Genomic DNA, 24,920 nt, shown 5'->3' on the forward strand with positions numbered 1-24,920 from the left:
ATCAGATCGACCGTCTCCTGCGGGAACTCGGCGTAGGCGCGCTGCGCCTCCTTCACACGGGCGACGAGGGCGTGCAGTTCGGTGAGGGTGGTGACGGGCATGACGGCTCTCTTTTGCGGTGCCGTGGCGGTGCGGGTGTCTCGTGGACGTCAGAGAGCGCCGATCGTGGTTAATTGTGAATTAATAATTCGGATGATTACCTCCATTGCGCCGACATGCATAAATTGAGCAAAGTATTCGCTCCATTTTTCTTTTTGCATTGTGCGGCTGTGAATGGGCCTTCCGCCAGCCCGGAAACCGGTCTAGAACCCCACCGCATTCATCCCAAGGAGACCCGCATGTCCGAAGACCGCCTGCCCGATCCTCTGCGCGACCGCGCGGAGCGGCTGGTCGCGTCGCGGCGCTGGACGCGCAGCGACCTCGACCTGCTGCGCATCCTGCTGGCGGCGGACGGCGTCGGGCGCGACCGGCTGCTGGCCGGCGATCCGCTGCGGGAACGCTCGCTGGCCTCGCTGCTCAAGCTGGGGCTGGCGACGGAGGCGGACGGCAGCGTGAGCATGAACGCCGACGCCAAGGCGGTCGGCGACGCGGTGCTGGCGTGGCACGCGGCCAAGCAGGCGCGCGCCTCGGTCGGCCCGGCGGCGGAGGGGCGCAAGCGCGGCGAGGACCTCAAGCGCTCGCTGGCCGACGCGGTGCGCGGCGTGTTCCCGCGCATTCCGGACGAGGTGGCGCAGGCCGCGGCGACGCGCCTCGCCCCGGCGGCGGTCAAGATGGGCGGCCGGCTGGCGGCGCAGTCGATGGTCGATGCGGTGGTGGCGATCCGCATGGAGCGTTGGCGGCAGGCCGTCGCCTCGGAGCCGGAGGTGGCGGAGCGCCTGCAGGCCATGCAGATGCGCGGCGACAACAACCGGGCGGTCAAGCGTTTCCGCGACCAGCGCGCGGTGGAGCGCGTCGAGGCGGAGATCGCCGAGTGGCGCGGCGGATTGGAGCCGGTGACCTCCCGCCGGCTGGGGTGAGGCGATTCCGGGGAAACTCCGGAAGGTTGCGGGACAGGCGCGGGATTCGATCCCATATGGAAAGGTCCGACTGTTGAGGACCTGTGCCGATGCCCAAGGATCTGGTGCTGAGCGACGTCGCCGCCTGGGAGACCACCATCGCCGGCTGGCTGCGGGCCAATGTCGCCGAGGACCCGGCGCACGACGTCCACCACCTGATGCGGGTCTGGCGCACCGCGCGCGGCCTGACGGCGGAGGAGGCGCAGGCGTCTGGGGCGCCGCCCGCCGACCTGCTGGTGGTGCTGGGCGCGAGCCTGCTGCACGACGTGGTGAACGTACCGAAGGACCATCCCGACCGCAGCCGCGCCTCGCGTCTGTCGGCGGAGCGGGCGGAGGAGGTGCTGCGCGCCCTCGGCTTCCCGGTGGGGCTGCTGCCGGCGGTGCGGCACGCCATCGAGGCGCACAGCTATTCCGCCGGCATCGCGCCGCGGACGGTGGAGGCGCGTCTGGTGCAGGACGCCGACCGGCTGGAGAGCCTGGGCGCCATCGGCATCGCGCGCTGCTTCGCGACCTCGGGATTGATGAAGCGGGCCTTGTTCCACGGCGACGACCCGCTGGCCGAGGACCGGCCGCTCGACGACCTGCAATACGCGCTCGACCATTTCGAGGCCAAGCTGCTGCGCCTGCCGGCGACCATGCAGACGGCGGCGGGGCGGCGGCGGGCGCAGGAGCGCGCGGAGTTCCTGCTGACCTTCCGGGATCAACTGCTGGCGGAGATCGGCGGGGCGGCGTGAGGCGGGATTTAGCGCACGAACGCGTTTCCCGGCTGGCAGCCACTGTTCCAAACCGTCATTCCCGCGAAGGCGGGGATCCAGGACGAGCCGCGATAGCGGCGACATGACTCATGTGGCTCGCGGACGCGAACACTGGATCCCCGCCTTCGCGGGGATGACGAAGGAAAAGGCTCCCGTCTTTCGAAAAGAACGTCTAGAACACCCGCGCCAGCATCAGCACGGCCATCACCGCGACCGCGCCGCCCAGCGCCGCCACGGCCAGCCGCAGGGGGCGGTCGGCGGTGCCGGTGCTGCGCTTCTTGGCTTCCTCGGCGAGCGACCACAGCGAGCCGTCGAGGCGCATCAGGAACACCTCCAGCCCGGCGACCCGCTCGTCCAGCGTGCGCTGGGCGTCGGACAGCGCGTCCAGGCGCGACGCCAGCGCCTCGGCGGCTCCCGCGTCGTTGGCCGGCATCCGGGCCGACAGGTCGCGCAGCGCCCGGCCGAGGCCGCCGCGCAGCGAGTCCAGCTCGGCGCCGAGGCGGGTCAGGTGCGGGGTGACCGTCTCCTCCAGCAGGCGTTCGGTCTCGCTGCGCGGGCGCATCGTCAGCTCGGCGCCGCCGGAGGGCGGCTTGGCGACCACCACGAGGCGGGCCGGGTCGGCACCGGGGGGAAGCTCGACCTCCGCCTCGAAGGCGTGCGGGCCGATGCCGGCGCCGGCGAGATCCTCGCGCGGCTGGTCGGCGGTGACGGTGGCGAGGGGCGCGTCGACGCCGTCGAAGCGCACCTCGATGACCAGCGGCTCGTCCGGCGCGGAGCGGTTCCACGCCCAGCCGTAGACGCGGCGGCCCGCCACCGCGTCCAGACGGCCCTCGAGCTGGGGAGCGGTGGCGGCGCCCATGCTCAGGCCGCCTGCCGCTGGGCGCGCGGCTTCGCGGTGACTTCCGGCATGCGGTGGGCGATGCCGTTCTCGTCCAGGAACTCGCGCATGTCGCGGTAGCGCGTGTAGAAGCGCTGGTTGAACCGCTCGAACAGCGACTGGTCCCAGTACTCCTCCAGCACGAACGGCTTCTCGGAGAAGACGTCGTAGCAGGGGATGCCGAAGGTCTCGGCGAACTCCGCCGTGCGGCTGTCGTAGCTGAAATACACCGACGGCACGCCGTTCGACAGCGCCATCAGGTTGCCGTGCAGGCGGTAGCCGAGCACCATGTCCTTCGAGCGCACGAGGCTCTCGTAGTCGGCGACCACGTCCGAATACCACAGGCGGCTGCGGTACAGCTCGTCCATGGTCTCGTCGAAGTACCAGTGCTTCAGCCACTCCTGATTGTGGAGCGCGGCCCAGGCCTCGGCCTTCTGCTCCTCGGTGCCCCAGAGCAGCTTCTTCTCCTCGACCTCGCCCTGCATCATCAGCACGGTGTCGAAGCGGGCGGCGAGGTCCTTCACCATCTGCCGGTGCTTGGTCAGGTAGACCTGGACGTCGCGGGCGTAGGCCTTGGAGACCTCGCGGCGCATGGTGACGCCGACCTTCTTGATTCGCTCCAGCGGCGGCAGGTCGATGCGCATGTCGGGGTTCAGGCCGCGGAAGGCGGTCGGGCAGCCGACGATGCGGGTGTTGCGGATGCCGATGTCCCACATCGCCTCGGCGGTGTAGGCGCCGCGCACGCCGAGCGTCACCGACTTCTCGGCGATCAGGCGCCACATGCGCTTGCTCTCCTCGGAGAGCTGGAGCTTACCGGTCACCGGCGCCTGGGCGCCGACGCCGAAGGCCAGGACCGGGATCTTCAGCTTGGACAGCACCTGCTCGGTCGCCGCCGGCCAGCGCATCTCGCTGTTGATGTAGTTGGAGCCGCGCAGGAAGACGAAGTCGTACTCCGCGTTGACCCGGTCCACCTCGGCCTGATCGAACGTGCGGATCTCCAGCACGTCGAGCTTCTCGAAATCCAGCAGCTTCAGCGAGCTGTCGTAGACGAAGGCGTCGCCGATGTTGTGGTAGTGGTCGATGCTGGCCTGGATGTCGGCGTACTCGTACCAACGCACGCAGTCGTGGTCGTAGACTTCGCCGGACGGGATCATGACGAGGATCTTGGACAAGGATGCCTCCCTGAACTCTTAGTGACTGGGACTCTTGGTCGATGACGGGGTCTGCCGGATCGTCACCGGCAGCCGGACGAGGTCGCGCTCGGTACCCGGCTTACAGCCGTCGAGCGCCAAGCGGGTGAGGTAAAGAAAGGCGGTCTCACCGATGTCCTCGAAGTTGCGCGAAGGACTGGAGGGGTCGAGCAACGAGGGGTAGTCGTAGGCGAAGCGCTGGCCGCAGTCGGGGGCGAAGGCGGCGGGCGCCTGCCAGACCAGGCGCGGCTCCGACCAGGTGGTCAGGTCGGAGGAGGTGGCGGCCCAGACGCCGCCCGGCTTGCCGCCCTGCATGAGGGCGACGTAGAGGCCGCTTTCGCGATGGCGGACGAGGCTGGTCACCGTGCCGAACAACCGCGGCAGCGGGGCGCAGACGTGCAGTTCCGGGTTGTCGGTGCTTTGCGTGAACGGCACGTTGAAGCCTGTGCCGTCCCACGCGCGCCACGACGCGGGGTCGGCGAGGGTGCGGGTGCGCATGACGCAGACGCCGCGCTTCTGCGCGCCGAAGCCTTCCGCGAACAGCATGGCGTAGTACCAGCCCTGCCGGGCGACGACGGAGCTGGGGCTGAACAGGCCGGCGCGGTGGCCGAGGTCGCCCTGGTAGGGGTAGGGCAGGCCGGCGACGAAGCGCGGCGGGCCGAAGCTCTGGCCGCCATCGGTGGAGACGGTGGCGGTGATCGAGTTCCACCAGCAGGACGCGTAGCGCTTGCTGGGGCACAGGGCGGGGCGCGTGTGGCCGTGGAACTCGTTGTGCACCAGGGCGTGGATGGTCTGGCCGTCCAGCGTGTAGGGGGAGACCAGCCAGCCGCGGTCGTTGACGTGCTCCGGCGCGGGATCGTGCGCGGCTTCGAAGACGACGCGGCAGTCGTGGCGCAGGGTGTCCAGGTTGGGACCGGACATCAGTCGGGCGCGGTGGTGGCTCGCCAGGAGATGCACGTCGCCGTCGGCGCCGCGCCACGCGCGGGCGGGGGCGTCGGGGACGTCCCAGGGCTCGCAGGCCTCGGTCTTCCAGGTGAAAACGGGTTCCGGGGCGCCATCCGGGGCGATGTCGAGGGTGGCGGCGTGGGCGGGGAGGGCGATGGCGAGGAGGAGGGCGAACACACTTGCCCCCACCCTCCCCAGGCTGCGCCTGGGTCCCCTCCCTCCCCCGCTGCGCAGGGGAGGGCGATCCCCCCTCCCCTGCGCAGCGGGGGAGGGGTAGGGGGTGGGGGCACGCGTGGCGATCAACGTCACGCCTTCTGCGCCACGGCGCGCTTCGGCGTGGCCGGCGCCGCGGCCTTGCTGCGCGCCGACAGCAGGCGTTCGTAGATGTCCACGTGGCGCTTGGCGCACTCCACCCGGTCGATCGGGCGGCGGATGCGCATGTGCAGGCGGTCCCACAGGTCGGGGGTGGTCAGCACCTCGGTCAGGCGGTCGACCAGGTCCTCGACGCTGGCGTTGCGGAAGTGCAGGCCGTCCACGCCGTGGGTGATCTTCTCGGCCATGCCGCCGATGTTGCTGGTGATCAGCGGGCGGCCGTGCAGGAACGCCTCCTGGATGACGACCGGGGAGTTCTCCCACCAGATCGACGGCATCACCACCCAGTCCACGTCCTTCATCAGACCCGGCAGCTCGGCCGAGCGGTAGGAACCGTAGAAGCGCACGCGCTCGCCGGCCTTCTCGGTGATCTCCAGGAACTTCTTCTGGTAGGCCTCGGGCTGGCGCTCCAGGTTGCCGCCGAAGATCATGAGGGCACTGTCCTCGCCCCACACCTTGGCCGACACGCGGGACACCGCCTCGACCAGCACGTGGGCGCCCTTGAACTCGGTCAGCTGGCCGAAGAAGGCGAAGCGGTTGCGCCGGCCGCCGCGCGGCAGCGGGCGGGGCGGCACCACCTCCTCCACCGTCAGGCCGTTCTCGATCATCGAGAAGCGCTCGCGCGGCAGGCCCCAGTCGACGTAGCGGTCGATCAGGAAGTGGCTGGGGGAGACGTAGAAGTCGGCCAGCTCCAGGAAGGTCTTGAGGAACAGCTCGCGCTTGAAGAACTCGGCCTCGCCGATGTGCGGGAAGCAGCCGGTGCAGTCGGCCGGGCTGGCGCGGTAGCACAGCGCGTTGCGGCTGGTCTTCACCATCTGGCCGTGGTGGTGGCAGATCGACAGGTACTCGTGGAAGGTCACCACGATGGGGACCTCCGGCAGCGCCTGCTTCAGCGCCAGCAGGCTCTCGACGCCGAGGCCGAGGAAGTGGTGGAAGTGCACCACGTCCGGCTGCAGGTCGCGCACGTAGCGGACGAAGTCCTGCTCCAGCGCCGGCAGGTTGCGGTTCGAGCAGCGCAGGTGGTCGTAGTCGTTGGCGTAGAGGAGGACCTCGCGCTCCTTCTGGCGCAGGCTCATCAGCGCCGAGCCGCCGTGCGGGGTGATCGGCGGCGCGGTGCGGGCGAGGTAGTGGCTCTCCCAGCCCGGCAAGTCGTGCAGGCCCTGGAACAGGTTGTACGACGCGACCTCGGCGCCGCCCAGCGAGAAGGCCGGGTGGCCGTGGCTGATGACCAGGACCTTCTTGTCGTTGTTGCTCATCGCGTGCTCACCCGCAGGTCGGTGTTGGCAGGCCGTGTGGCCCAATGGCGGTCGAAGGCCCAGCGGTCGACCAGGGTGCCGGTCTGGCGCCAGTACTCGTGGGCGGCGTTGCGGGCCTGCTCGTCCACGGCGACCAGCGCCACGGTGGGCACCCACAGGCAGGTGTGCCCGGCCTTGCCGAGGCGCAGGCAGAAGTCGGCGCTCTTGTACTCGGCGCCGACGAAGCCGGCGGTGAGGCCGCCGGCCTCGGCGATCAGGCGCTTGGGCAGCAGCGCGCAGTCCACCGTGGCGGCGGGCACGGCGACCGGCTGGCGCTCCTTCAGCCACTCGCGCGGGTAGCCGGCGAACTGGGCGACCGGGCGGTCGCCTTCGACGCGCACGCCGGCGAAGCGGATCGAGAAGTCCTCGTACAGCAGCGTCGGGCTGACCATGGCCGGCTTGCGGTGCGCCGCGGCGGCGCGGGCCAGCTCGGACAGCCAGCCGCGCGTGGTCGGCAGCACCGCGGTGGAGAGCAGCAGCACGTGCTCCGCCGCGGCGTGCGGCAGGGCGGCGGCCATCGCCTCGAAGGCGTCGTGCGCCTGCGGGGCGGGGACGAGGCGGACCGCCAGCTTGTAGAAGGAGGCGGCGCGGCGCAGCGTCAGCGCCAGGCGGTCGGAGCTGCCGGCCGCGGCGGCGACCAGGATCTCCGCCTGGGCGAAGTCCGGGTCGATGGCGAGGCGGGCGAGGTGCAGGTCGACGTCCTCGCGCCCGTCGGTGACCGGCAGGACGACGGAGACGTTGGGCGTCGCCACCGTGCGCCCCATGGCGAACACCGGGGCGGCGGGCGCGTCGGGGGAGACGCGGCCGGCGGCCTGGACGATCGGGCCGACGTGGCGCTCGATCAGGCTCTCGGCGGCCGGGTTGTTGATGTCGATCAGGCAGAGCAGGTGCCGCACCAACTCCGCGTTCGGCGCCACGGGGTGCACCGGCAAGTAGGCGCAGCCGCCGTCGGTCAGCGCGATCTCCAGGTGGAAGGCGGCGTCCTCCGGCAGGCCGGCGGACTCCGGCACGAAGGCCAGGAAGCCGTGGTCGTGGCGGTCGGCGGGCAGGCGGCCGGCGAAGCGGCCGTCGTGCAGGAAGCCCTCGGTCACGTCCTTGCGCTGGGTGCGGAACCAGTCGCCATCGATGGCCGCCTCGAAGGCGGGGCCGTGCAGGATCACCGAGGCGACGTTGCGCTGCGGGTCGAGCAGCCAGCCGGTGACCAGCGTGCCGACGCCCGGCACGCGGATGGCGCGGTCGAGCGCGGCGCACACCGGCACCTCCAGGCGCGACACCGTCTCGTGCCCCTCGTACACCGCGGTGATGCGGCGGCGCAGCGCGCGCAGCGTGGCCGGGTCGGCGTTCAGGCGCGGCAGCAGGTCGCGCAGGTGGGCGAGCGCCACGCCGTCGGGCAGCAGGGTGCGCTCGGCGAACAGCTCCAGCTCGCACCAGCGACCACCGGCACGGTAGAAGATGCGGCGGATCTGCTCGGGCGCGTCCTCGGCGGCCGGCACCACGGCGACGACGCCCCAGGCGGTGTCCGGCAGGTCGGGGCGGCGGACGGTGCCGACCTCGGCGCGGTAGAAGCGGCAGGCGTCGGTCTCCACCAGCATCTCGGCGCGGCCGGCCTCCAGCGAGGAGGACCAGCCCTGGACCATGGTGCCGTTGCCGGCCGACAGCCGGCCGAAGATCTCGGCGAAGCCCTCGGGCCGGGCGATGTGGCCGACGAAAGCCGACAGGAACTTGCCGAGCCGCGCCGACAGCGGCTGCCCGTCGGCCGGCGCCAGCACCCGCAGCAGGAAGTCGAGCGCCGCCGGCATGGCCGCGGCGTGCTCCTCCTTCAGGGTGGAGAGCAGGCCCCAGGGGTTGACCTTGACGGCGCGCAGGCGGGGCAGGGCGAGGGCCTCGCCGTCGATGCCGTCCACCGCGAGGCGGGCGGTCTGCAGGCGGCCGGCGTCGGGGGCGCGCAGCGCCGCCAGCAGCCAGTGGCCGCCATCTTCGCGCGGCCAGCAGTGGGCGTCGAAACGGCCCGCCGCCTCGCCGTTGGCGGTGGCGATGCCGCCGGACAGCGCCGGGCGGTCGCAGGTGCCGAACAGCAGCAGGGTGTCGTCGTCGATCAGCACGGCGACCGAGAGGTCCGGCTGCAGCATGGTGTCGGTCATCAGGAGGCTCTCTCGGCGAGGACGGTGTGGACGCCGACCAGCACGTCGTAGAGGGCGCGGTGCTTGCGCGCGGCTTCGGCGATGGTCGGAACGGCGGGAACGTTGGCGGAGAGGCGCTCCCACAGGCCGGGCTCGGTCAGCGCGCGCTGGAGCACGCGGGCGAGGTCCACGGGGTCGCCGGGGCGGAAGTGCAGGCCGTCCACGCCGTCGCGCACCATCTCGGCCATGCCGCCGATGCCGGAGCAGATGACCGGGCGGCCCTGCTGGAACGCCTCCTGGATCACCAGGGGCGCGTTCTCCCACCAGATCGACGGGGTGAGCACCCAATCGACGCGGCCGAGCAGCGCGGCCATCTCGTCCCGCCGGTAGGGGCCGTGCGCGGTGACGCGGCCGCCGCAGGCGTCGATGGCGGTCTCCACGTCCGACTTGAAGCCGTCGGTCTGGAACGGGGCACCGCCGTGCACCTCCATCCGGAAGCCGGTCTCGCCGGCGTCCACCAGCCGCTTGGCGGCGGCGAGCGCGACGCGGATGCCCTTGTAGGGGCTGAGGTTGCCGAAATAGCCCAGCACGTCGCGCCGGTCACCGTCGGCCAGGGCGCGCGGGGCGGCGCGTTCGGTCTCCGGGCGGCCGTTCGGCATGACGTCGATGCGCTCGGCCGGCAGGCCCCAGGCGATGTAGCGCTCGCGCAGGAAGCGGCTCGGCGACAGGAAGCGGTCGACCAGGCCCAGCATGGTCTTCAGGTGCTTCTCGCGCAGCACGAACTTGTCCGGCGTGCGCTCGGGGAAGCAGCGGTGGCAGGCGTCGGGCGAGGCGCCGGTGCACAGCGCGTGCGTCTTCGGCGTCACCATCTGCCCGTCGTTGGCACAGATCGGGTAGTAGTCGTGCAGCGTGTAGACGATTTTGGCGCGCGGCAGCACGCGGCGGATCAGGAACAGCATCTCGACGCCCAAGAGCAGCGTGTGGTGCACGTGCACGACGTCCGGCCTGAAGGAGCGCAGCAGGTTCGACAGGTCGGGCACGATGCCGTGCAGGTCGATCTGGCTCTGGTAGAAATGGTCGAAGTGGCCGGCCCAGAGGATCACCTCGTCGGCGCTGCGGCCCAGCGTCTGGAAGCTGGTGCCGGGCTTCGGCTGGCGGTGCGTCTGGTTGGTGCAGGCGAGGAACAGCGCCGGCACGCCGTCCGCCTTCAGCGCGCGGAACAGGTCGTGCGCGAAGATCTCGGTGCCGCCGGGGTGCAGCGCCGGGTGGTTGTGGGCGATGAAGAGAACGCGGGGCGCGCTCATCGAACCGTCTCCGTCTTTTCGAGCACCAGAAGGTCCTGGTAGCTCTCGGCGTTCTCCCGCCCGCTCCAGCCGCCGCGGACGATCGGCGTGGCCGGGCGCAGGCCGTTGGCCGCGCACAGCCCGAGGAAGAAGCCCTCGTCGTAGGCCACCGCGCCGTTCGGCGCGTCCGGATCGGCGATGAACTCCGGGCCGGGGCCGTCCACGAAGACCGGACGGGTGGCGCCGTCCTTCAGCGCCGTGCGGGCGGCGTGATCGACCAGGAACAAGCTGGCGAAGCAGCGTCCGCCGGGGCGCAGCATGCGGGCGATCTCGGCCACGTAATGCTCGGTTTCGGCTTGGCGCAGGTGTGTGAAAACTGAGGTCAGGATGACGAAGTCGTAGACGCCTGTGCGCATCGGCAGCGCCGCGCGCGCCGCGTCCAGCCGGCCGTCGGGGTTGTACAGCGCGTTGGCGGCGTCGATGTGGTGGAAGCGGAACTCCGGGTAGGCCGGTGTGATCGTTTCGCGACACCACGCGATGCCGTCCGCGACGATGTCGAGGCCGTCGTAGGCGCCGGTCAGGTACTGCGTCAGCGGCAGCGCCATGCGGCCGATGCCGCAGCCGATCTCCAGCACGCGGTCGGCGGGCTTCAGGCCGCCCAGACGGACGAAGTGGCCGAGGAACTCGGCGCCCACCGCGCGGAAGTCGCCGTCGCCGACGAAGCAGCGTTCGGACGGCGGGACGGGGATGAAGCGGTTGCGGGCGACCTGCTCGCACAGCCATTCGATGGGCGGCGCGTTGCGCTGGGCGCCGCGCAGCAGGACGACCTTGCCCGAGGGGAGCGCGCTCATCGGCGGCCCTTCCGCTTCTTGGCCTTGTGGGGGGCGGGGGCCGGCGCGGCGTCGTCGGCCGGCCAGTCGCGGGACATCAGGTCGCTCATCAGCGCGCTCCAGCGGCCGGCGTGGAGCCAGCGGTTGTAGTGGGCGGCGACGCCGCGGGTGTAGCCGGCGTTGCGGGTGATCGACTGGCGCTCCAGGTGGTACAGCTCGACCTCCGGCACGTAGCGGATCTCGCGGCCCAGGCTGCGCACCTTGAGGCAGAGGTCGGAGTCCTCGTAGTCGCCGATGACGTAGTCCTCGGTGAAGCCGCCGACCTGCTCGAACAGGGGCTTCGGCATCATCAGGCAGGCGCCGGTGACGCCCGGCACGGCGCGCGCCACGGTGGCCGGCGCGAAGTCGCGCGGCATGCCCTTGAAGTAGTGGTGGTTGTACCAGCGGCCCTCGAAGTCCTGCTGGAACAGCAGGCCGGCGTGCTGGAGCGATTCGTCGTCGAACAGCAGCTTCGGGCCGACCATGCCGGTGGCGGAGCGGGCCTCCAGCGCGGCGGCGAGCTGCGGCAGCCAGCCGGGTCGGTCGGGCACCACGTCGGAGTTGAGGAACAGCAGCGTCTTGGCCCGCGCGACCGCGACGCCGGCGTTGTTGGCGGCGGAGTAACCGTGGTTGGCGCCGTTGACCAGCAGCAGCATCGGCAGGCCGTACAGGCCGTGCAGGCCGCGCAGCGCGTGCTCGACCTCCTTGGCCTGCTCGGGCGAATCGAGGACGAAGATCAGCTCCGCCCCGGCCATCGCCGGGTCGGTGGCGAAGGCGCCGAGCTGGAAGCGCAGGAACTCCAGGTTCCGGTATAGCGGGATGATGACCGACACCGCCGGGCGCTCCGGCAGCGTGCCGAAGCGGATCGCCGTCGGCGCGGTGCGGGCCGCGAGGTGGGCGGCGTGCAGCGGCGCCACCGCGGGGGCGAGCACCGTCTCGATCAACTCGTCGGTGACGAAGGCCGGCGGGACGCTGCCGAGCACCAGCGCGCACGCCTCCTTGGGCGAGGACGGGCTGGGCGGCGGCACCAGGGCGATCTTCCCGCCGCCGCCGAGGCGCAGCTCGCAACGCACCTGCACCGCGGGGCCAGGCTCCGGCAGGCCGGGCAGGAAGGCGGCGAAGCCGTGCATCTCGCCGGGGCCGGTGCGGAACAGCTTGGCCACGTCCTCGCGCGGGAAGCGGTGCGGGAAGGCGTCGAGGGTGCGCTCTTCGCCGAAGGGGGAGACGATGGTCATGCCGGCGCCCAGCCCGTGCGGGTCGTGCACCCAGCCGGCGAGGAACAGGCCGCCGTCCGGCGTCGGCACCGCCACGTCCACCGCGGCGCCCACCGGGCGGTCGGGATCGGCGAGCTGGCGCTTCGGCTGCGGCAGCAGCACCTGCATCTCGTAGGCGGTGGCGCCGGCGGCGGCCTCGGTGCGGCCGCGCTCGGCGAGGCAGCGGGTGAGGTGCTGGCGCAGGGCGGCGGGCAGGCCGCGGCGCTGCTCCAGGTGCTCCAGCAGGGTCGGCAGCGCGGCGGTGGCGCCGGTCACCGTGCGGCAGGCGAGGCCGTTGCGGCCGATCAGCACCACCAGCGTCTCCGGCCGGGCCAGCGCGCGCTCCAGCACCACGTGCAGCGGCAGCCGGCCGCGCGAATCGGCGGCGGTGCCGACGTGCGCGGCGACGGCGACGGGGGACAGCGTGTCGCCGGTCAGCGCGACGACGCCGAGCACCGCGCCGAAGCTGGCGGACAGGCTGCCCTCGCACAGCAGCAGCGTATCGGTGAGCAGCGCGGTGGCGGTCAGCGTGGAGGGGCGCGGCGACAGCTCGTGCACCACGCGCCGGCAGGCCGCGACGAAGCCGGCGTCCTGCTTGAGCGCACCGGTCGAGCGGCAGAAATCGAGGATCAGGCGGGCGACGCGCAGCCGCGCCGGGGCGTCCAGCCCGCCCAGCAGCAGCGCCGGGTCGAAGTCGGGCAGGCCGGCGCCGGCCTGGGCCTCGGCCAGCAGACGGCCCGACTGGTCGTGGAAGCCGGCCGTGCCGCGCCCGCCGGGCCAGCGCAGCACGGCGTAGCTGCGCTGGCTCCCCCACGAGGTGCGGACGGTGAGCGTGGTGTAGGGCAGCGGCGCCGTGCCGCCGTTCACCGACGGGGTGATTCGGGACGGCGGTTCGGCTCCGTGCGACTCCCAGACCGCCAGCAGGAAGCCGCCGCCGAGGGCGTGCAGGCTGGCGGCCGCCACGGCCTCGGTGCTTCGAATAGCTGCGATCTGGGTCATGGTGCCTGTTCAAAAAAAAGCCGGCGGCGCGGGGGGCGCCGCCGGCGTCAGGGTCAGCCGATGGTGAAGTAGTGGTTCGGGTTGTGCTGCACGTCGGTGGCGTTGACGCCGACCAGCGTGATGCTGTCGCCGTGGCCGAGGTCGATGACCGCGTTGCCGTGGTCGTCGCTGACGCGCGACGCCAGGTCCTCGGCGGTGCGGATGTGCAGGCCGTTGATGTTGCGGGAGATCTGCAGCAGGTCCTCGCCGGCCTTGAAGTCCAGCACCACGTCCTGGCCGCCGCCGCCGCTGAACACGAAGGTGTCGTGGCCGTCGCCGCCCTGCATGGTGTCGTCGCCCTTGCCGCCGATCAGCGTGTCGTCGCCCGCACCGCCGGACAGGAAGTCGTCGCCCTTGCCGCCGTCGAGGACGTCGTTGCCGGCGTTGCCCTGCATGTTGTCATTGCCGTCGCCGCCGTTGACCTTGTCGTTGCCGTCGCCGCCGACCAGGAAGTCGTCGCCCTTGCCGCCGTCGATCGTGTCGTTGCCGTCGCCGCCCGACACGGTGTCGTCGCCGTCGCCGCCGCTGAGCTTGTCGTGGCCGGCGCCGCCCGAGAGGAAGTCGTCGCCCTTGCCGCCGTCCAGCGTGTCGTTGCCGGCGTTGCCCTGGAGGTGGTCGTCGTCCTTGCCGCCCTCGATCTTGTCGTGGCCGTCGCCGCCGACCAGGAAGTCCTTGCCCTTGCCGCCGTCCAGCTTGTCGTCGCCGTCGCCGCCGGCCAGCGTGTCGTTGCCGGCGCCGCCCTGCAGGTGGTCCTTGCCGCCGAGGCCGGTCAGCACGTCGTCGCCCTTGCCGCCCTGCACGTGGTCGTCGCCGGCCCCGCCGAACAGCAGGTCGTTGCCGCTGCCACCCTGGAGATGGTCCTTGCCGTCCATGCCGAGGATGAGGTCGGCGTCGCTGCCGCCGTTGATGTGGTCCTTGCCGTCGGTGCCGACGTGCATGTCGTAGGACGCGCCCGGAATCGTGGCCATTGGTCGTGTTTCCTTATTGGCTATGTGGGGGAGGCGAGTGTTCTAATTCTTTCGAGAGGCATTCTTCGTTGGAGGTAGAAGAATCTCAAGAGGAGAATCGCCTCATATGACCTGTGACCGCCAAATGTCTCACAAGTATCGATGATGTTTCGCTGTTAGGGAGTGCGCTGTTTCTGAGCTATTTCGGGTTCGGTGTCGGAATGTTTATTGGATGTTTCGGTTTTTGAAATGATTGTGACCGGATGAGGACATGCAGGCCGGTAATGGAGAGGGGATTTTAAAAGAGGCAAAAAAAGCCCCTCTCCCCTTGCGGGAGAGGGGTTTGGGGAGAGGGGGCATTGCGGAAGGTTTCGGGCCGGCTGCGCCGGCGCACCCCTCTCCCCAACCCCTCTCCCGCAAGGGGAGAGGGGCTCTCAGGGCGGTCACTCCTCGCGGAAGGAGCGGCGCATGCTGTCGGTGATGGGGGAGATGAAGTAGTCGATGGCCTTGCGGGCGCCAGACGTGATCATCACCTCGGCCGGCATGCCGGGGTAGAGCGCCACGCGCTCCAGCTTCGCCAGCGATTCGGGCAGCAGACGGACGCGGGCGGCGAAGTACGGGGCGCCGGTGCGCTGGTCCTTCAGCTGGTCGGGCGAGACCGACATCACCACGCCGTCCACCGGCGGCACCTTGCGCTGCTTGTAGGCGGTCAGGCGGACGTGCGCCGGCTGGCCGGCGCGCACGCTGTCGATGTCGGTCGGGCTGACCGAGGCCTCGACCACCAGGTCGTCGTGCTCCGGCACCAGCTCCAGGATCGGCGCGCCGCTCGGGATGGCGCTGCCGGGGGTGAGGAAGTGCACGGCGACCACCCGGCCGTCCTGCGGCGCGGTGACGGTCAGGCGGCGCTTCACGTCGCCGGCGGCGCGCAGCCGTTCGGTCAGGTCGGCCAGCACCGCCTGCGTCTTCTGCAGCTCGTCGGCGATCTCGGAGCGGCGGGTGTTGGCGACGTCGAGGATCTCCAGCTCGGCGGCGGCGATGCCCTGCTCGGCCTGGGCGCGGTTGGCCTTCAGCTCGCCGAGCCGGCCCTTCAGGTCGGAGACGAGGCGCTGCATCTCCAGCAGCCTGGGACGGCGCTCGTAGCCCTTGTCGACGAGCGTCTTCACCATGCGCAGCTCGTCCTCGGTGAGCGTCAGGCGCTCGGCGCTGGCGGCGCTCTGCGCGTCGACGGCGGCGATCTGCTCGCGCAGCTGGGCGATGCGCTTGCGCTGCACGGCGAGCAGCCCGTCGTTGCGCTCGCGCCGGGCGGCGAACAGGCCGCGCTCGCTGGCGACCGAGTCGGCGGCGGCCGGGTGGGAGGCGGCCGCGGCGGCGACCTCGGCCGGCACCTCGAAGGACGCGGCCTCGGCCTGCTCGGCCCGCAGGCGGGCGAGGCGGACCTGCGCCGCCCAGTGCTGCGTCTGGATCTGGGCGATCAGCGCCGACACCTGGGTGTCGTCCAGGCGCAGCAGCGGCTGGCCGGCGCGCACGACGTCGCTCTCCTTCACCAGCATGGCGCTGAGGATGCCGCCCTCCAGGTGCGAGATGGTCTTGCGCTGGCTGTCGGCGACGACGATGCCCGAGGCGATGGCGGCGGCGTCGAGGTCGGCGAGGCAGGCCCAGCCGAGGAAGCCGCCGAAGCCGATCCCCACCGCCAGGACGCCGGACAGCATCACCCGGCGCAGCGCCGGGTCGAGGACGTTCTCGTCGGTCAGGGCCATGGTCATGGCTGCTCTCCGGCGCGGACGAGGCGGACGGCGGGCTTGGGCGCCGCGGGGGTGACGGTGCGCATGACCTCGGCGCGCGGGCCGAACTGCTCGACCATGCCGTCCTTCAGCACCAGCAGCTTGTCCACCGCCGAGACGATGGAGGGGCGGTGGGTGATCATCACCACCGTGGTGCCGTCCGCCTTGGCCCGCGCGATGGCCTGCATCAACGCCTCCTCGCCGAGGTTGTCGAGGTTGGAGTTGGGCTCGTCCAGCACCAGCAGGCGCGGGTTGCCGTACAGCGCGCGGGCCAGCGCCACGCGCTGCCGCTGGCCGCCGCTGAGGCCCCCGGTGGTGTCGCCGAGCGGCGTGTCGTAACCGTAGGGCAGGCGGCCGATCATCTCGTGGATGCCGGCCAGCTTAGCGGCGGCGACCACGGCGGCGGGGTCGCCCTCCTGCATGCGGGCGATGTTCTCGCGCACCGAGCCCTCCAGCAGCGCCACGCTCTGCGGCACGTAGCCGACGTGCTTGCCGAAGCTCTCGCGCTCCCACAGCCACGTGCTGTGGCCGTCAAGGAAGATGCCGCCGGCCGTCGGCTCCCAGACACCGACCAGCAGGCGGGCGAGGGTGGACTTGCCGGCGCCCGACGGGCCGATGACGCCCAGCACCTCGCCGGGCTCCAGCGCGAAGGAGACGTTGCGCAGCACCGGGCGGTCGGCGCCGGGCGGGATGTAGCCGAGCCGGTCGATGCTCAGCCGCCCCTCCGGGCGGGGCATCGGGATGGTCTCGCGGCGGGACGCGCTGTTGGTCAGCATGGTGCGGACGCGGCCGTAGGCGGACAGCGCGAAGACCCATTGCCGCCAGCCGTCGATCAGCTGCTCGAAGGGATGCAGCAGGCGGCTCATCAGCATGCCCGACGCCATCATGCTGCCCGGCGAGGCGGCGTTGTCGAGCACCAGCAGCACGCCGATCGCCATGGTGCCGATCTGCAGGATCAGGCGCAGCGAACGCGTCACCGCCGCCAGCGCGCGGGCGCGCGACGAGCCGCGGTCGAGCAGGTCGCTCATGTGTGCCTGCGACTCCTGCCAGCGGCGCGACACGGCGGGCAGCATGCCCATGGCCTCGATCGCCTCGGCGTGGCGGACGGTGGCGCCGACCTCGGCGAAGGTGCGGGCGGCGGCCTCGTTGGCCTCGGCCAGCGGGCGGCGGGTGGCGAGGTCGGTGATCACGCTGAGCACGATCAGCAGCACCGCGGCACAGCACGCCACCGCACCGTAGGCCGGGTGCAGCAGGAACAGCACCGCCAGGAACAGCGGCACCCAGATCAGTTCCAGCGGCACGGCGATGGCCGAGCCGGTGAGGAAGGTGCGCAGCTCGTTCAGGTCGCGGATGGTCTGGCTGGTGCCCTTGCCGCCGCCCAGCGCGTCCACCACGGCGGCCTGCAGCGCCGGCACGTTGAGGCGCCGCGCCACGATTCCGCCGAGGATCTGGAAGGTCCGCCCGCGGATGTACTCCAGCACGCCGGCCAGCATCAGGCCGGCCACGGCGACGATCAGCAGCATGACCAGCGTGTCGGTGCTGTGGCTGGTCATCACGCGGTCGTACACCTGCATGGTGAACAGCGGCACGATCAGCATCAGCGCGTTGGCGAAGCAGTTGAGCACCGCGGCGAACAGCAGCCCGTGGCCGATCTGCCGCAGGGTGCCGCGCAACGGCGCCGGCTCGCGAGAGGGGGAGGCGGTCGTCATGGAGGTGCGAAGCCTTTCGGGTGTCGCCGACGGACAGTCCAAGTCGGTGACGCTAGGCACCACCGTTGCCAAAGGTCAACGGAAAATAGTGTGATCCGTATACTTGTGCAATCGTATGGATATGCGGTGCAATGCATTTGCGGGTTGTTTCGGAATTCGAAATGTCTGTGATTCGCGGGAGCTTCGTTCTATCCCTCGTCAATGTTTTGATATCCGAAACATCTGCCGACCAAAATCACGGAATTTCACGGCATAAGTATTTGCGCTGAACGTTATTTTATTATTGTAGACAGAATGCCGTTGACGCGTTTAAGTCTCGTAATGCTGACCCATTTCGACGCGTGTCGCAAAAGGAAAGACGATGACTTACCAAGTCGGTCGGCGGTCGCCGGAATGCGGGCTTCCGTCTTTCGCCAGCAATGCGCGTGCAGGCGCACGTTGGAAATTTTGCGGACCCTTGCTGCCTTGGGCCGGACGGGCGCCGATGGCCGAAATATGTCCCAACAATTTGAAATGAATCTGCGGCAAACCGGTCGAGGCAGCGTTTCCGGGCCGTCGCCCGTCCCGGAGACCCGCCGAACCCTTTGCCGGAGCAGCACCAGGAGCCACCGATGAGCACCGCCGCCGTCGAAACGTTGCCGGTCGAACCCGCCCGCCCGGGACGCTTTGCCGGGAAGGGAGTCTGCTACGATCTGGCGCGCATCATCGAGAGCATGAACCGCCGCTTCCAGGACGTGGTGCGCATCGAGCTGGCGCGCATCGGCGTGGAGGATCTCAGCGCCGTGCAGGTGCTGATGCTCATGCACATCGGCAACGAGGAGCTGTCGGTGCGCGATCTGCTGGAGCGCGGCAACTACCTGGGTTCCAACGCCTCCTACAATCTCAAGCATCTGGTCGAGTCCGGCTACGTGGACCGCGCCGCCAGCGCCCGCGACCGCCGCACGGCGCGTCTCAAGCTGTCGCCGCAGGGGCTGCGGCTGGTCGAGGAGCTGCGCCGCCTGGAAGCGGTGCGCAGCGAGGCGATGATCCGCACCGAGGCTGACGCCCAGGAGTTCGACGCCACCTACCGCACGCTGCGCCGGCTGGAGCGCGCGTGGTGCGACCTGATCCGCTACGACTCCGCCAGCCTGGAATGGGGGAACGGAGAGATTCCGTGACCGTCTACGCCCTGACGTCGGAGGACGTCGCGTACCTCTCGGCGGCGCCGACCGCCGCCGCCCGCATCGTCACCATGACCAAGCTGGTGCACGACCTGGAGGCCGGCGCGCTGACGGAGGGCGAGCGCGGTTTGGCCACCGAGATCCTGCACTGCTTCGCCGCCGACGCCGAGGCCACGGTGCGCGAGGCGGTCGCCTGGCAGATCAACAACAGCACCCTGCTGACCGAGGACCTTGCCGAGCAGCTGGCCCGCGACGTCGGCGCCGTGGCCTTCCCGGTGCTGCGCCACGCCGAGGCGCTGGGCGACGAGTTCCTGCTGCGCATCGTCGCGGAGAGCGACGCCCACAAGCAGCTCGCCATCGCCGGTCGGCGCACCGTGTCGGCCAAGGTGGCGAACGCCATCGTCGAGGTCGGCAACGTGGTGGTCGTCACCCGCCTGCTGCGCAACGCCGGTGCGGCGGTGCCGGAACCGGCGCTGCACACCGCTGTGGACCGCTTCGGCGGCGTGCGCGCGGTGACCGAGGCCATCGCGGCGCGCCCGGACCTGTCCATGGCGCTGGTCGAGCGGCTGATCGCCTTCGTGTCGGAGGAGATCCGCGCCTCGCTGGTCACGTCGCACAAGCTGTCGCCGCATCTGGCGGCCAAGCTGGTGGAGCGCGGGCGGGAGGCGGCGACCATGCTGCTGCTCCAGCCCCTGGTGCACGAGATCGACGACGTCGACCTGGTCGCCCATCACCTGGACGCCAACCACCGGCTGACCGGGTCTCTGCTCTGCCGCGCGCTGTGCGCCGGGGAGTTCCGCCTGTTCGTCGCCGGCATGTCGGTGCGCGCCGGCATCGCGGTGGAGGCGGTGCGGCTGTTGGCCTGGGACGGCGGGCCGCTCGGCCTGGAGGCGCTGTTCCGCAAGGCGCGGCTGCCCAGCGCGCTGGAGGTGCCGGTGCGCATCGCCATCGCGGTGGCGCGGGAGCTGGGCTACGACGGCGGTGACGCCGGCCGCGCCACCTACCAGGCCGAGGTCATCGCCGAGGTCTTCACCGAGTGCGCCGAGATCGACGAGCGCGAGGTGGACGATCTGCTGCTGCAGCTGATCGACCAGGCGCCGGCCGACGTGGTCGACCGCGCCATGGCCCGCGCCGGTCTGCCGCTGCCGGTTCCGCCGGGCCGCCATCCGGCGTCGGGCGGCCGTGTGGTGCCGGCCGGCGGCTGAGCGCGGCTTCCCGGGATCGGGAAGGGTGGGGCGGGGTTTCCCGATTTTCCGGACTTGGCCCTCCCCCAGCCCCGCTGGGGGAGGGTTGGGTGGGGGCAGCGGCCAGCACGAGAATCAGCGCCCACCGCCAACGCCGCTGCCCCCACCCATCCTCCCCCGCCGGAGGCGGGGGAGGGGCAAGGCTGGCCATGGCGTGATCCTTGCTGAAGCTGCGCGACCTTCCCTTCGCGAGCCCAGCCATGGCCAGCACTGCGGTGCCGTCCGCCGAATCCGCCGCCGCCCGGCCGCTGCTGCACGCGCCGGCGGCGCTGGCGCTGGGCCTGCTGATCGTCGCGGCGGCGCAGGTGGCGCTGGTGCTGCTCGGCATCAGCCCGCTGGCCGCCGACGGCAATTGGACGCAGCTCTACGACGCCGACAGCTACGCCCGCGTCATGCGGGTCGAGCAACTGCACGACCGCGGCGGCTGGTTCGACCCGCTGCTGAGCCGGCTGAACGCGCCCTACGGGCAGTCGCTGCACTGGACGCACCCGGTGGACCTGCTGCTGCTGGCCGGCGCCGGGCTGGCTGGCCTGGTACTTTCGTATCATGACGCGCTGCTGCGCGCGGCGGTCCTGATGGGGCCGCTGCTGCACCTGCTGTGCGTGCCGGTGCTGTCGGTGGCGACCCGGCCCGTCCTGAACGACCGCTGGTTCGTCGGCGCGGTGCTGCTGCTGGCCCTGCAGGTGAGCGCCGACACCGTGTTCTCGGCCGGCGCGGCCGACCATCACGGGCTGCTCGTGCTGCTGCTGCTGGCGACGCTGGCGGCGTTGCTGCGCCACGCGGTGGGGCCGGATCGGCGGGGACCGCCGGTCCTGGCGGCGCTGGCGGTCACGGTGGCGCTGTGGACCTCGGTCGAGGGCGTGCTGCTCGCCGCCACGGCGGGGACGGCGCTCGGGCTGCTGTGGGCACTCTGCGGACCGCAGCGGCCGCGCGCGCTGCTGGCCTACGCGGCGGCGCTGGCGGCGCTGCTGCCGCTGGCGCTGCTGGCCGAGCGCGGGCCGTGGGGACTGGGTGACCTGGAGGTGGACCGCATCTCCGCCTTCCACGCGGCGCTGGCGCTGGCGTCGCTGATGACGGTGGGGCTCGTCGACCGCGCGGCGGCGCGCGGCGTGCTGGCGACTCCGCGGCGGCGGCTCGGCGCGCTGGCCGTGGCCGGCGTGGCGGTGGCCGGAGTCGCGCTGGCGGCGTTCCCCGGCATGCTGGTCCACCCGTACGACGGAGTCGACCCGCTGGTGAAGCGGCTGCTGACCGAGGCGGTGCAGGCCGACCGGGCGCTGAGCGTCGCCACTTGGGGCGAGCGGCTGGCCTTCGTGCTGGACTGGGGACCGTTCTTTCCGGCGGTGATCTTCACCGCGCTGGTGCTGTTGCGGCGCCGCGGCGCGGACGCGCGGCGGCATGCGGTGCTGGCGCTGTTCCTGGCGGTCTACCTCGTCTCCAGCGTGCTGGCGGTGCGCGAGGTGGCGATGCTGGAGGCGGTGAGCGTCATCCCCTGGGTGGAGGGGCTGGCGGCGCTGCTCCTGTGGTGCCGAGCGGAGCGCGGCCGGATGCGGCGGCTGGCGGGGAGGGCGGTGTTCGTGGTCTCGGCGGCCGGCACCTGGGCGGTGGCGGCGGCCATCGCGGCGCCGATGGGCGGGACGGTCGGGCTGGGCGCGCCACGCCCGTGCAATTACGCCGAGGTGGCGCCGTTCCTGACCGACTCCGGCGCCACGCTGATGACCAACCTCTTCGACGGGCCGGAGATCGCCTACCGCACCGGCGGCGCTGCGGTCGCCGGCCCGTACCATCGCGGCGCCGACGCCATCCTCGACACCGTCCGCTTCTTCCTGGGCAGCGACGCCGAGGCGCGCGAGGTCGCCCGCCGCCGCGCGGTGACGCACGTGCTGCTGTGCCGCAGCAGCGGCGCGGGCGTCGAGCGGCTGATGGGCGGGCAGCCGCGCGGCGTGCTGGCGCGGCTGTGGATCGGCCGGCCGCCGGTCTGGCTGCGGCCGCTGCCGTTGCCGGCCCCGCTCGCCCGCCGGTACATCGCCTACCGCGTCCTGGCGGACTGAGGTTTGGGCAAAAAAAGAGGCCGCTGCGCGTGCGCGGCGGCCCGTAGTCTAGGGAGGAAACGCCCAAGAAGGGCGAACACCCGGAGTATGTTGCAGCGCAGCAAAGTGCGCAAGCACTACTTTGGTAGGATGTTTTCCGGGAACATTTGGAGAAGGTCCCCCGATCTGGGCATCGCGGCTGCGTGCCCCGGTTCGCCGTCCGGTTCGTTGCCCGCGGCGCAAGAACGGATAGTCTGTCCCCATCCAGCGATGCTGATAGAGGAGTGAGACGTGCCGACGGTCATGATCATCGGGGCCAACGGGCTCCAGCGGGGCGGTCTGCGACACCTTCTGGGTGAGGAGGGTTTCGACGTGACTGCCGAAGCCGCGAACGCCCGCCAGGCTGCCCAGGGTTCGGCCCCGGCTGCGGACGCCATCCTGTTCGACGCCACCGGCTGCCAGGCGGTCGGCGACGACGTCGCCACGCTGCGCGCGGCGTTCGCCGACTCGCGCATCCTCCTGCTCGCCACGACGATCAGCGGCGCCACGCTGCGCGAGGCGCTGGCCGCCGGCGCCGACGGCTGCCTGACCGCCGACACCTCGGCGACCGCGCTGGCGCAGTGGGTGCGCTACGCGCTGGCCGGCGGCAAGGTGTACCCGCGCGACATGGCGCAGATCCTGGCGCAAAGCCCGGGCTCGCCGGGCTCCACCAGCATCGGCGGGCGCACGCTGTCGAACCGCGAGATCGAGATCCTGACGCGGCTGACCAGCGGCCACGGCAACAAGCAGATCGCCAACGAGCTGGGCATCACCGAGGCCACGGTGAAGGTCCACCTGAAGAGCCTGCTGCGCAAGATCGGCGCGGTGAACCGCACGCAGGCGGCGATCTGGGCCATGAACAACGGCATGGCCGGCTCCGGCGGCGGCCGGGCGGCGGCCGCGAACTGACGCCGGTTACCCGCCGGCCGCGCCGTCCAGCCCGAACCGGGCGCGGACGGCGTGGCAGGCGTCGCTGCCGGCGGTGAACTCCCGGCAGACCAGCGGGCGGTCGTCGTAGACGACGCAGGTGACCTCCTCGCCGATGATCCCCCGCAGCGCCGTGCAGCGGTCGCCGTCGCAGCGCATCCGCCCGTTCTCCACGAGGTGCCGCGGGATGCCGTCGCCGTCGCGCGGGCCGACGAACGCCGGCCACGTCCACGAATAGGCGCAGCAGGCTCCGCAGCTCTCGCAGTCGGGTACGGGCGTGGACACCGGGCTCAGCGCTTGTCGGACGAGCGCGGACCGTTGATCGCCGACACGAAGTCGCCGAACGCCGAGCCGCGGCCGCGCGGGGCGGCGCCGCGGGCGTGCTGCGGACGGTCCTGGCGCGGCTGGTCGTTGCGCGGTGGCCGGGCCTGCGTGGTTGCCGGCTTGTTCGCCTGCTTGGGCTGCTCGGCGCGGGCCGGGCGGGCCTGCTCGGCGCGGCCCGGGCGCGGCGGCTGCGGGCCGCGGCGCTCGCCGCGGTGCTGCTCGGCGCGATGCGGCGGCGGGTTGTGCCGGGAGCCGGCGTGCGCCTCGGCTGGGGCCGGGCGGCGGTAGGCCGGAGTGCCGAGCACGGTCAGCGGCTTGCGGGTCAGCTTCTCGATGTCGCGCAGGTAGGCGCGCTCCTCGCCGTCGTCGCAGAAGGCGATGGCGATGCCCGAGGCGCCGGCGCGCGCGGTGCGGCCGATGCGGTGCACGTAGCTCTCGGGGATGTTCGGCAGCTCGAAGTTGACCACGTGCGATACGCCGTCCACGTCGATGCCGCGCGCCGCGATGTCGGTGGCGACCAGCACGCGCACGGTGCCGGCGCGGAAGCCCTCCAGCGCCGTCTGGCGGGCGCTCTGCGACTTGTTGCCGTGGATGGCGGCGGCGGTGATGCCGCCCTTGACCAGATGCTCGGTCACCTTGTTGGCGCCGTGCTTGGTGCGGGTGAACACCATCACGCGGTCCATGCCGGCGTCCTTGCCCAGCATCTCCAGCAGCAGGTGCCGCTTGTCGGTCGCCGGCACGAAGATCACGCTCTGGTCGATGCGCTCGGCCGTGGTGGCGACCGGGGTGACCTCGACGCGGACCGGCTCCTTCAGCAGGCGGTTGGCGAGGTCGGTGATCTCCTTCGGCATGGTGGCCGAGAAGAACAGCGTCTGCCGCTCCTTGGGCAGCTTGGCGATGACGCGCTTGACGTCGTGGATGAAGCCCATGTCGAGCATGCGGTCGGCCTCGTCGAGGACGAAGACCTCCAGCCGGTCGAGCTTCACGTGCCCCTGGTTCATCAGGTCGATCAGGCGGCCCGGCGTGGCGACCAGGATGTCGAGGCCGCGCCGCAGCGCATCCACCTGCGGGCTCTGGCCGACGCCGCCGAAGATCACCGCGTGGCGCAGGCTCAGGCCAGCGCCGTAGTTGGCGATGCTGTCGCCGATCTGGATGGCCAGCTCGCGCGTCGGCGTCAGGATCAGCGTGCGCGGCGCCGCGCCGCGGCCGGTCGTGGCGGTGGACAGGCGCTGCAGGATCGGCAGGGTGAAGGCGGCGGTCTTGCCGGTGCCGGTCTGGGCGATGCCCAGGATGTCGCGGCCGAGCAGCGCCGGCGGAATGGCCTGCGCCTGGATCGGCGTCGGCGTCACGTAGCCCTGGGCGGCCAGCGCGGCCTGGATCTCGGAACGGAGCGAAAGGTCGGAAAAGGAGGTCATGGTGTCCTTGGGTCGCGCGCACCGCCGTGCCCCCGCGGCGCGGGGGCGATGGGTCTGCGTAATCGGCTGAGCGGATCGCGCTTTCTTAGGCCCCGGACCGTGCGCGTGCCGGTCGGGCCGTATGGGCAGGTACGTCTCGGATTTGCACCGGCGGCGGGAGGGATCCCGGCCGCGGTTCCGCGCGATCACGACACGCATGGAACACCCCGCCGCAGCGGCGGGCGTCCGTTTCGATGTCGGTATGACGCCGAACGTCGCTCGGGTCAAGCACCATCGCCGCCATGCAGCGGCCATG

General features: G+C 71.5%; 19 protein-coding genes. 6 read left to right on the forward strand and 13 right to left on the reverse strand.

Annotated features, from left to right (window positions below; all coding sequences use genetic code 11):
* Window positions 1-338: 338 nt before the first annotated feature.
* Together TSO221_RS16855 and TSO221_RS16860 are read left to right on the forward strand one after the other, a co-directional pair.
* Window positions 339-1,016: a hypothetical protein gene (locus tag TSO221_RS16855; protein ID WP_109119676.1), complete on the forward strand. Its 678-nt coding sequence runs from the start codon at window positions 339-341 to the stop codon at window positions 1,014-1,016.
* Window positions 1,017-1,105: 89 nt separating this feature from the next.
* Window positions 1,106-1,789, forward strand: a complete 684-nt coding sequence (locus TSO221_RS16860) for an HD domain-containing protein (RefSeq protein WP_109119677.1) — start codon at window positions 1,106-1,108, stop codon at window positions 1,787-1,789.
* Between the two features lie 193 nt (window positions 1,790-1,982).
* Here TSO221_RS16860 and TSO221_RS16865 read toward each other — a convergent pair whose 3' ends face one another.
* The 11 genes from TSO221_RS16865 to TSO221_RS16920 form a co-directional block, all read right to left on the reverse strand.
* A complete protein-coding gene (locus tag TSO221_RS16865; protein WP_109119678.1) occupies window positions 1,983-2,669 on the reverse strand; it encodes a hypothetical protein in 687 nt (228 codons plus the stop codon).
* Between the two features lie 2 nt (window positions 2,670-2,671).
* Window positions 2,672-3,859, reverse strand: coding sequence for a polysaccharide pyruvyl transferase family protein (locus tag TSO221_RS16870; protein WP_109119679.1), 1,188 nt, complete (start codon window positions 3,857-3,859; stop codon window positions 2,672-2,674).
* A gap of 18 nt (window positions 3,860-3,877) precedes the next feature.
* Window positions 3,878-4,999, reverse strand: a complete 1,122-nt coding sequence (locus TSO221_RS16875) for a hypothetical protein (RefSeq protein WP_247878089.1) — start codon at window positions 4,997-4,999, stop codon at window positions 3,878-3,880.
* A 128-nt stretch (window positions 5,000-5,127) separates the two neighbouring features.
* Window positions 5,128-6,450: a glycosyltransferase family 4 protein gene (locus tag TSO221_RS16880; protein WP_109119680.1), complete on the reverse strand. Its 1,323-nt coding sequence runs from the start codon at window positions 6,448-6,450 to the stop codon at window positions 5,128-5,130.
* Entirely contained in the window at window positions 6,447-8,630 is a 2,184-nt protein-coding gene (locus TSO221_RS16885) for a hypothetical protein (RefSeq protein WP_109119681.1), read from the reverse strand. The genes TSO221_RS16880 and TSO221_RS16885 overlap by 4 nt, the downstream gene beginning before the upstream one ends.
* Window positions 8,630-9,913 carry a glycosyltransferase family 4 protein gene (locus TSO221_RS16890; protein WP_109119682.1) on the reverse strand — a complete coding sequence of 428 codons (1,284 nt, stop codon included), beginning with the start codon at window positions 9,911-9,913 and terminating at the stop codon, window positions 8,630-8,632. The genes TSO221_RS16885 and TSO221_RS16890 overlap by 1 nt, the downstream gene beginning before the upstream one ends.
* Complete coding sequence (locus tag TSO221_RS16895) at window positions 9,910-10,743, reverse strand: class I SAM-dependent methyltransferase (RefSeq protein ID WP_109119683.1); 834 nt, start codon at window positions 10,741-10,743, stop codon at window positions 9,910-9,912. The genes TSO221_RS16890 and TSO221_RS16895 overlap by 4 nt, the downstream gene beginning before the upstream one ends.
* The gene (locus tag TSO221_RS16900; RefSeq protein ID WP_109119684.1) at window positions 10,740-13,013 is read right to left on the reverse strand and encodes a glycosyltransferase family 2 protein; all 2,274 of its coding nucleotides are present in this window, start codon (window positions 13,011-13,013) and stop codon (window positions 10,740-10,742) included. The genes TSO221_RS16895 and TSO221_RS16900 overlap by 4 nt, the downstream gene beginning before the upstream one ends.
* 53 nt (window positions 13,014-13,066) lie before the next feature.
* Window positions 13,067-14,020, reverse strand: coding sequence for a calcium-binding protein (locus tag TSO221_RS16905; protein ID WP_199229508.1), 954 nt, complete (start codon window positions 14,018-14,020; stop codon window positions 13,067-13,069).
* A 422-nt stretch (window positions 14,021-14,442) separates the two neighbouring features.
* Window positions 14,443-15,762, reverse strand: a complete 1,320-nt coding sequence (locus tag TSO221_RS16915; protein ID WP_109119686.1) for an HlyD family type I secretion periplasmic adaptor subunit — start codon at window positions 15,760-15,762, stop codon at window positions 14,443-14,445.
* Window positions 15,759-17,489 (reverse strand): type I secretion system permease/ATPase, encoded by a 1,731-nt coding sequence (locus TSO221_RS16920; protein WP_109119687.1) that lies wholly within the window; start codon window positions 17,487-17,489, stop codon window positions 15,759-15,761. Before TSO221_RS16920 ends, TSO221_RS16915 begins: the two co-directional genes overlap by 4 nt.
* Before the next feature lie 611 nt (window positions 17,490-18,100).
* Between TSO221_RS16920 and TSO221_RS16925 the strand changes: the two genes are divergently transcribed.
* The 4 genes from TSO221_RS16925 to TSO221_RS16940 all read left to right on the forward strand — a co-directional run bounded on the left by TSO221_RS16925 (window position 18,101) and on the right by TSO221_RS16940 (window position 22,868).
* Entirely contained in the window at window positions 18,101-18,646 is a 546-nt protein-coding gene (locus tag TSO221_RS16925) for a MarR family transcriptional regulator (RefSeq protein ID WP_109119688.1), read from the forward strand.
* The gene (locus TSO221_RS16930) at window positions 18,643-19,854 is read left to right on the forward strand and encodes a DUF2336 domain-containing protein (protein ID WP_247878090.1); all 1,212 of its coding nucleotides are present in this window, start codon (window positions 18,643-18,645) and stop codon (window positions 19,852-19,854) included. Before TSO221_RS16925 ends, TSO221_RS16930 begins: the two co-directional genes overlap by 4 nt.
* A gap of 239 nt (window positions 19,855-20,093) precedes the next feature.
* Window positions 20,094-21,941, forward strand: coding sequence for a hypothetical protein (locus TSO221_RS16935; protein WP_146208836.1), 1,848 nt, complete (start codon window positions 20,094-20,096; stop codon window positions 21,939-21,941).
* A gap of 351 nt (window positions 21,942-22,292) precedes the next feature.
* Window positions 22,293-22,868: a response regulator transcription factor gene (locus TSO221_RS16940; protein WP_158284119.1), complete on the forward strand. Its 576-nt coding sequence runs from the start codon at window positions 22,293-22,295 to the stop codon at window positions 22,866-22,868.
* A 6-nt stretch (window positions 22,869-22,874) separates the two neighbouring features.
* Here TSO221_RS16940 and TSO221_RS16945 read toward each other — a convergent pair whose 3' ends face one another.
* Together TSO221_RS16945 and TSO221_RS16950 are read right to left on the reverse strand one after the other, a co-directional pair.
* Complete coding sequence (locus tag TSO221_RS16945; protein WP_109119692.1) at window positions 22,875-23,171, reverse strand: YkgJ family cysteine cluster protein; 297 nt, start codon at window positions 23,169-23,171, stop codon at window positions 22,875-22,877.
* Window positions 23,172-23,176: 5 nt separating this feature from the next.
* Window positions 23,177-24,625 carry a DEAD/DEAH box helicase gene (locus TSO221_RS16950; RefSeq protein WP_109119693.1) on the reverse strand — a complete coding sequence of 483 codons (1,449 nt, stop codon included), beginning with the start codon at window positions 24,623-24,625 and terminating at the stop codon, window positions 23,177-23,179.
* Window positions 24,626-24,920: the final 295 nt, after the last annotated feature.

Source organism: Azospirillum sp. TSO22-1 (assembly GCF_003116015.1).
GTDB lineage: Bacteria > Pseudomonadota > Alphaproteobacteria > Azospirillales > Azospirillaceae > Azospirillum.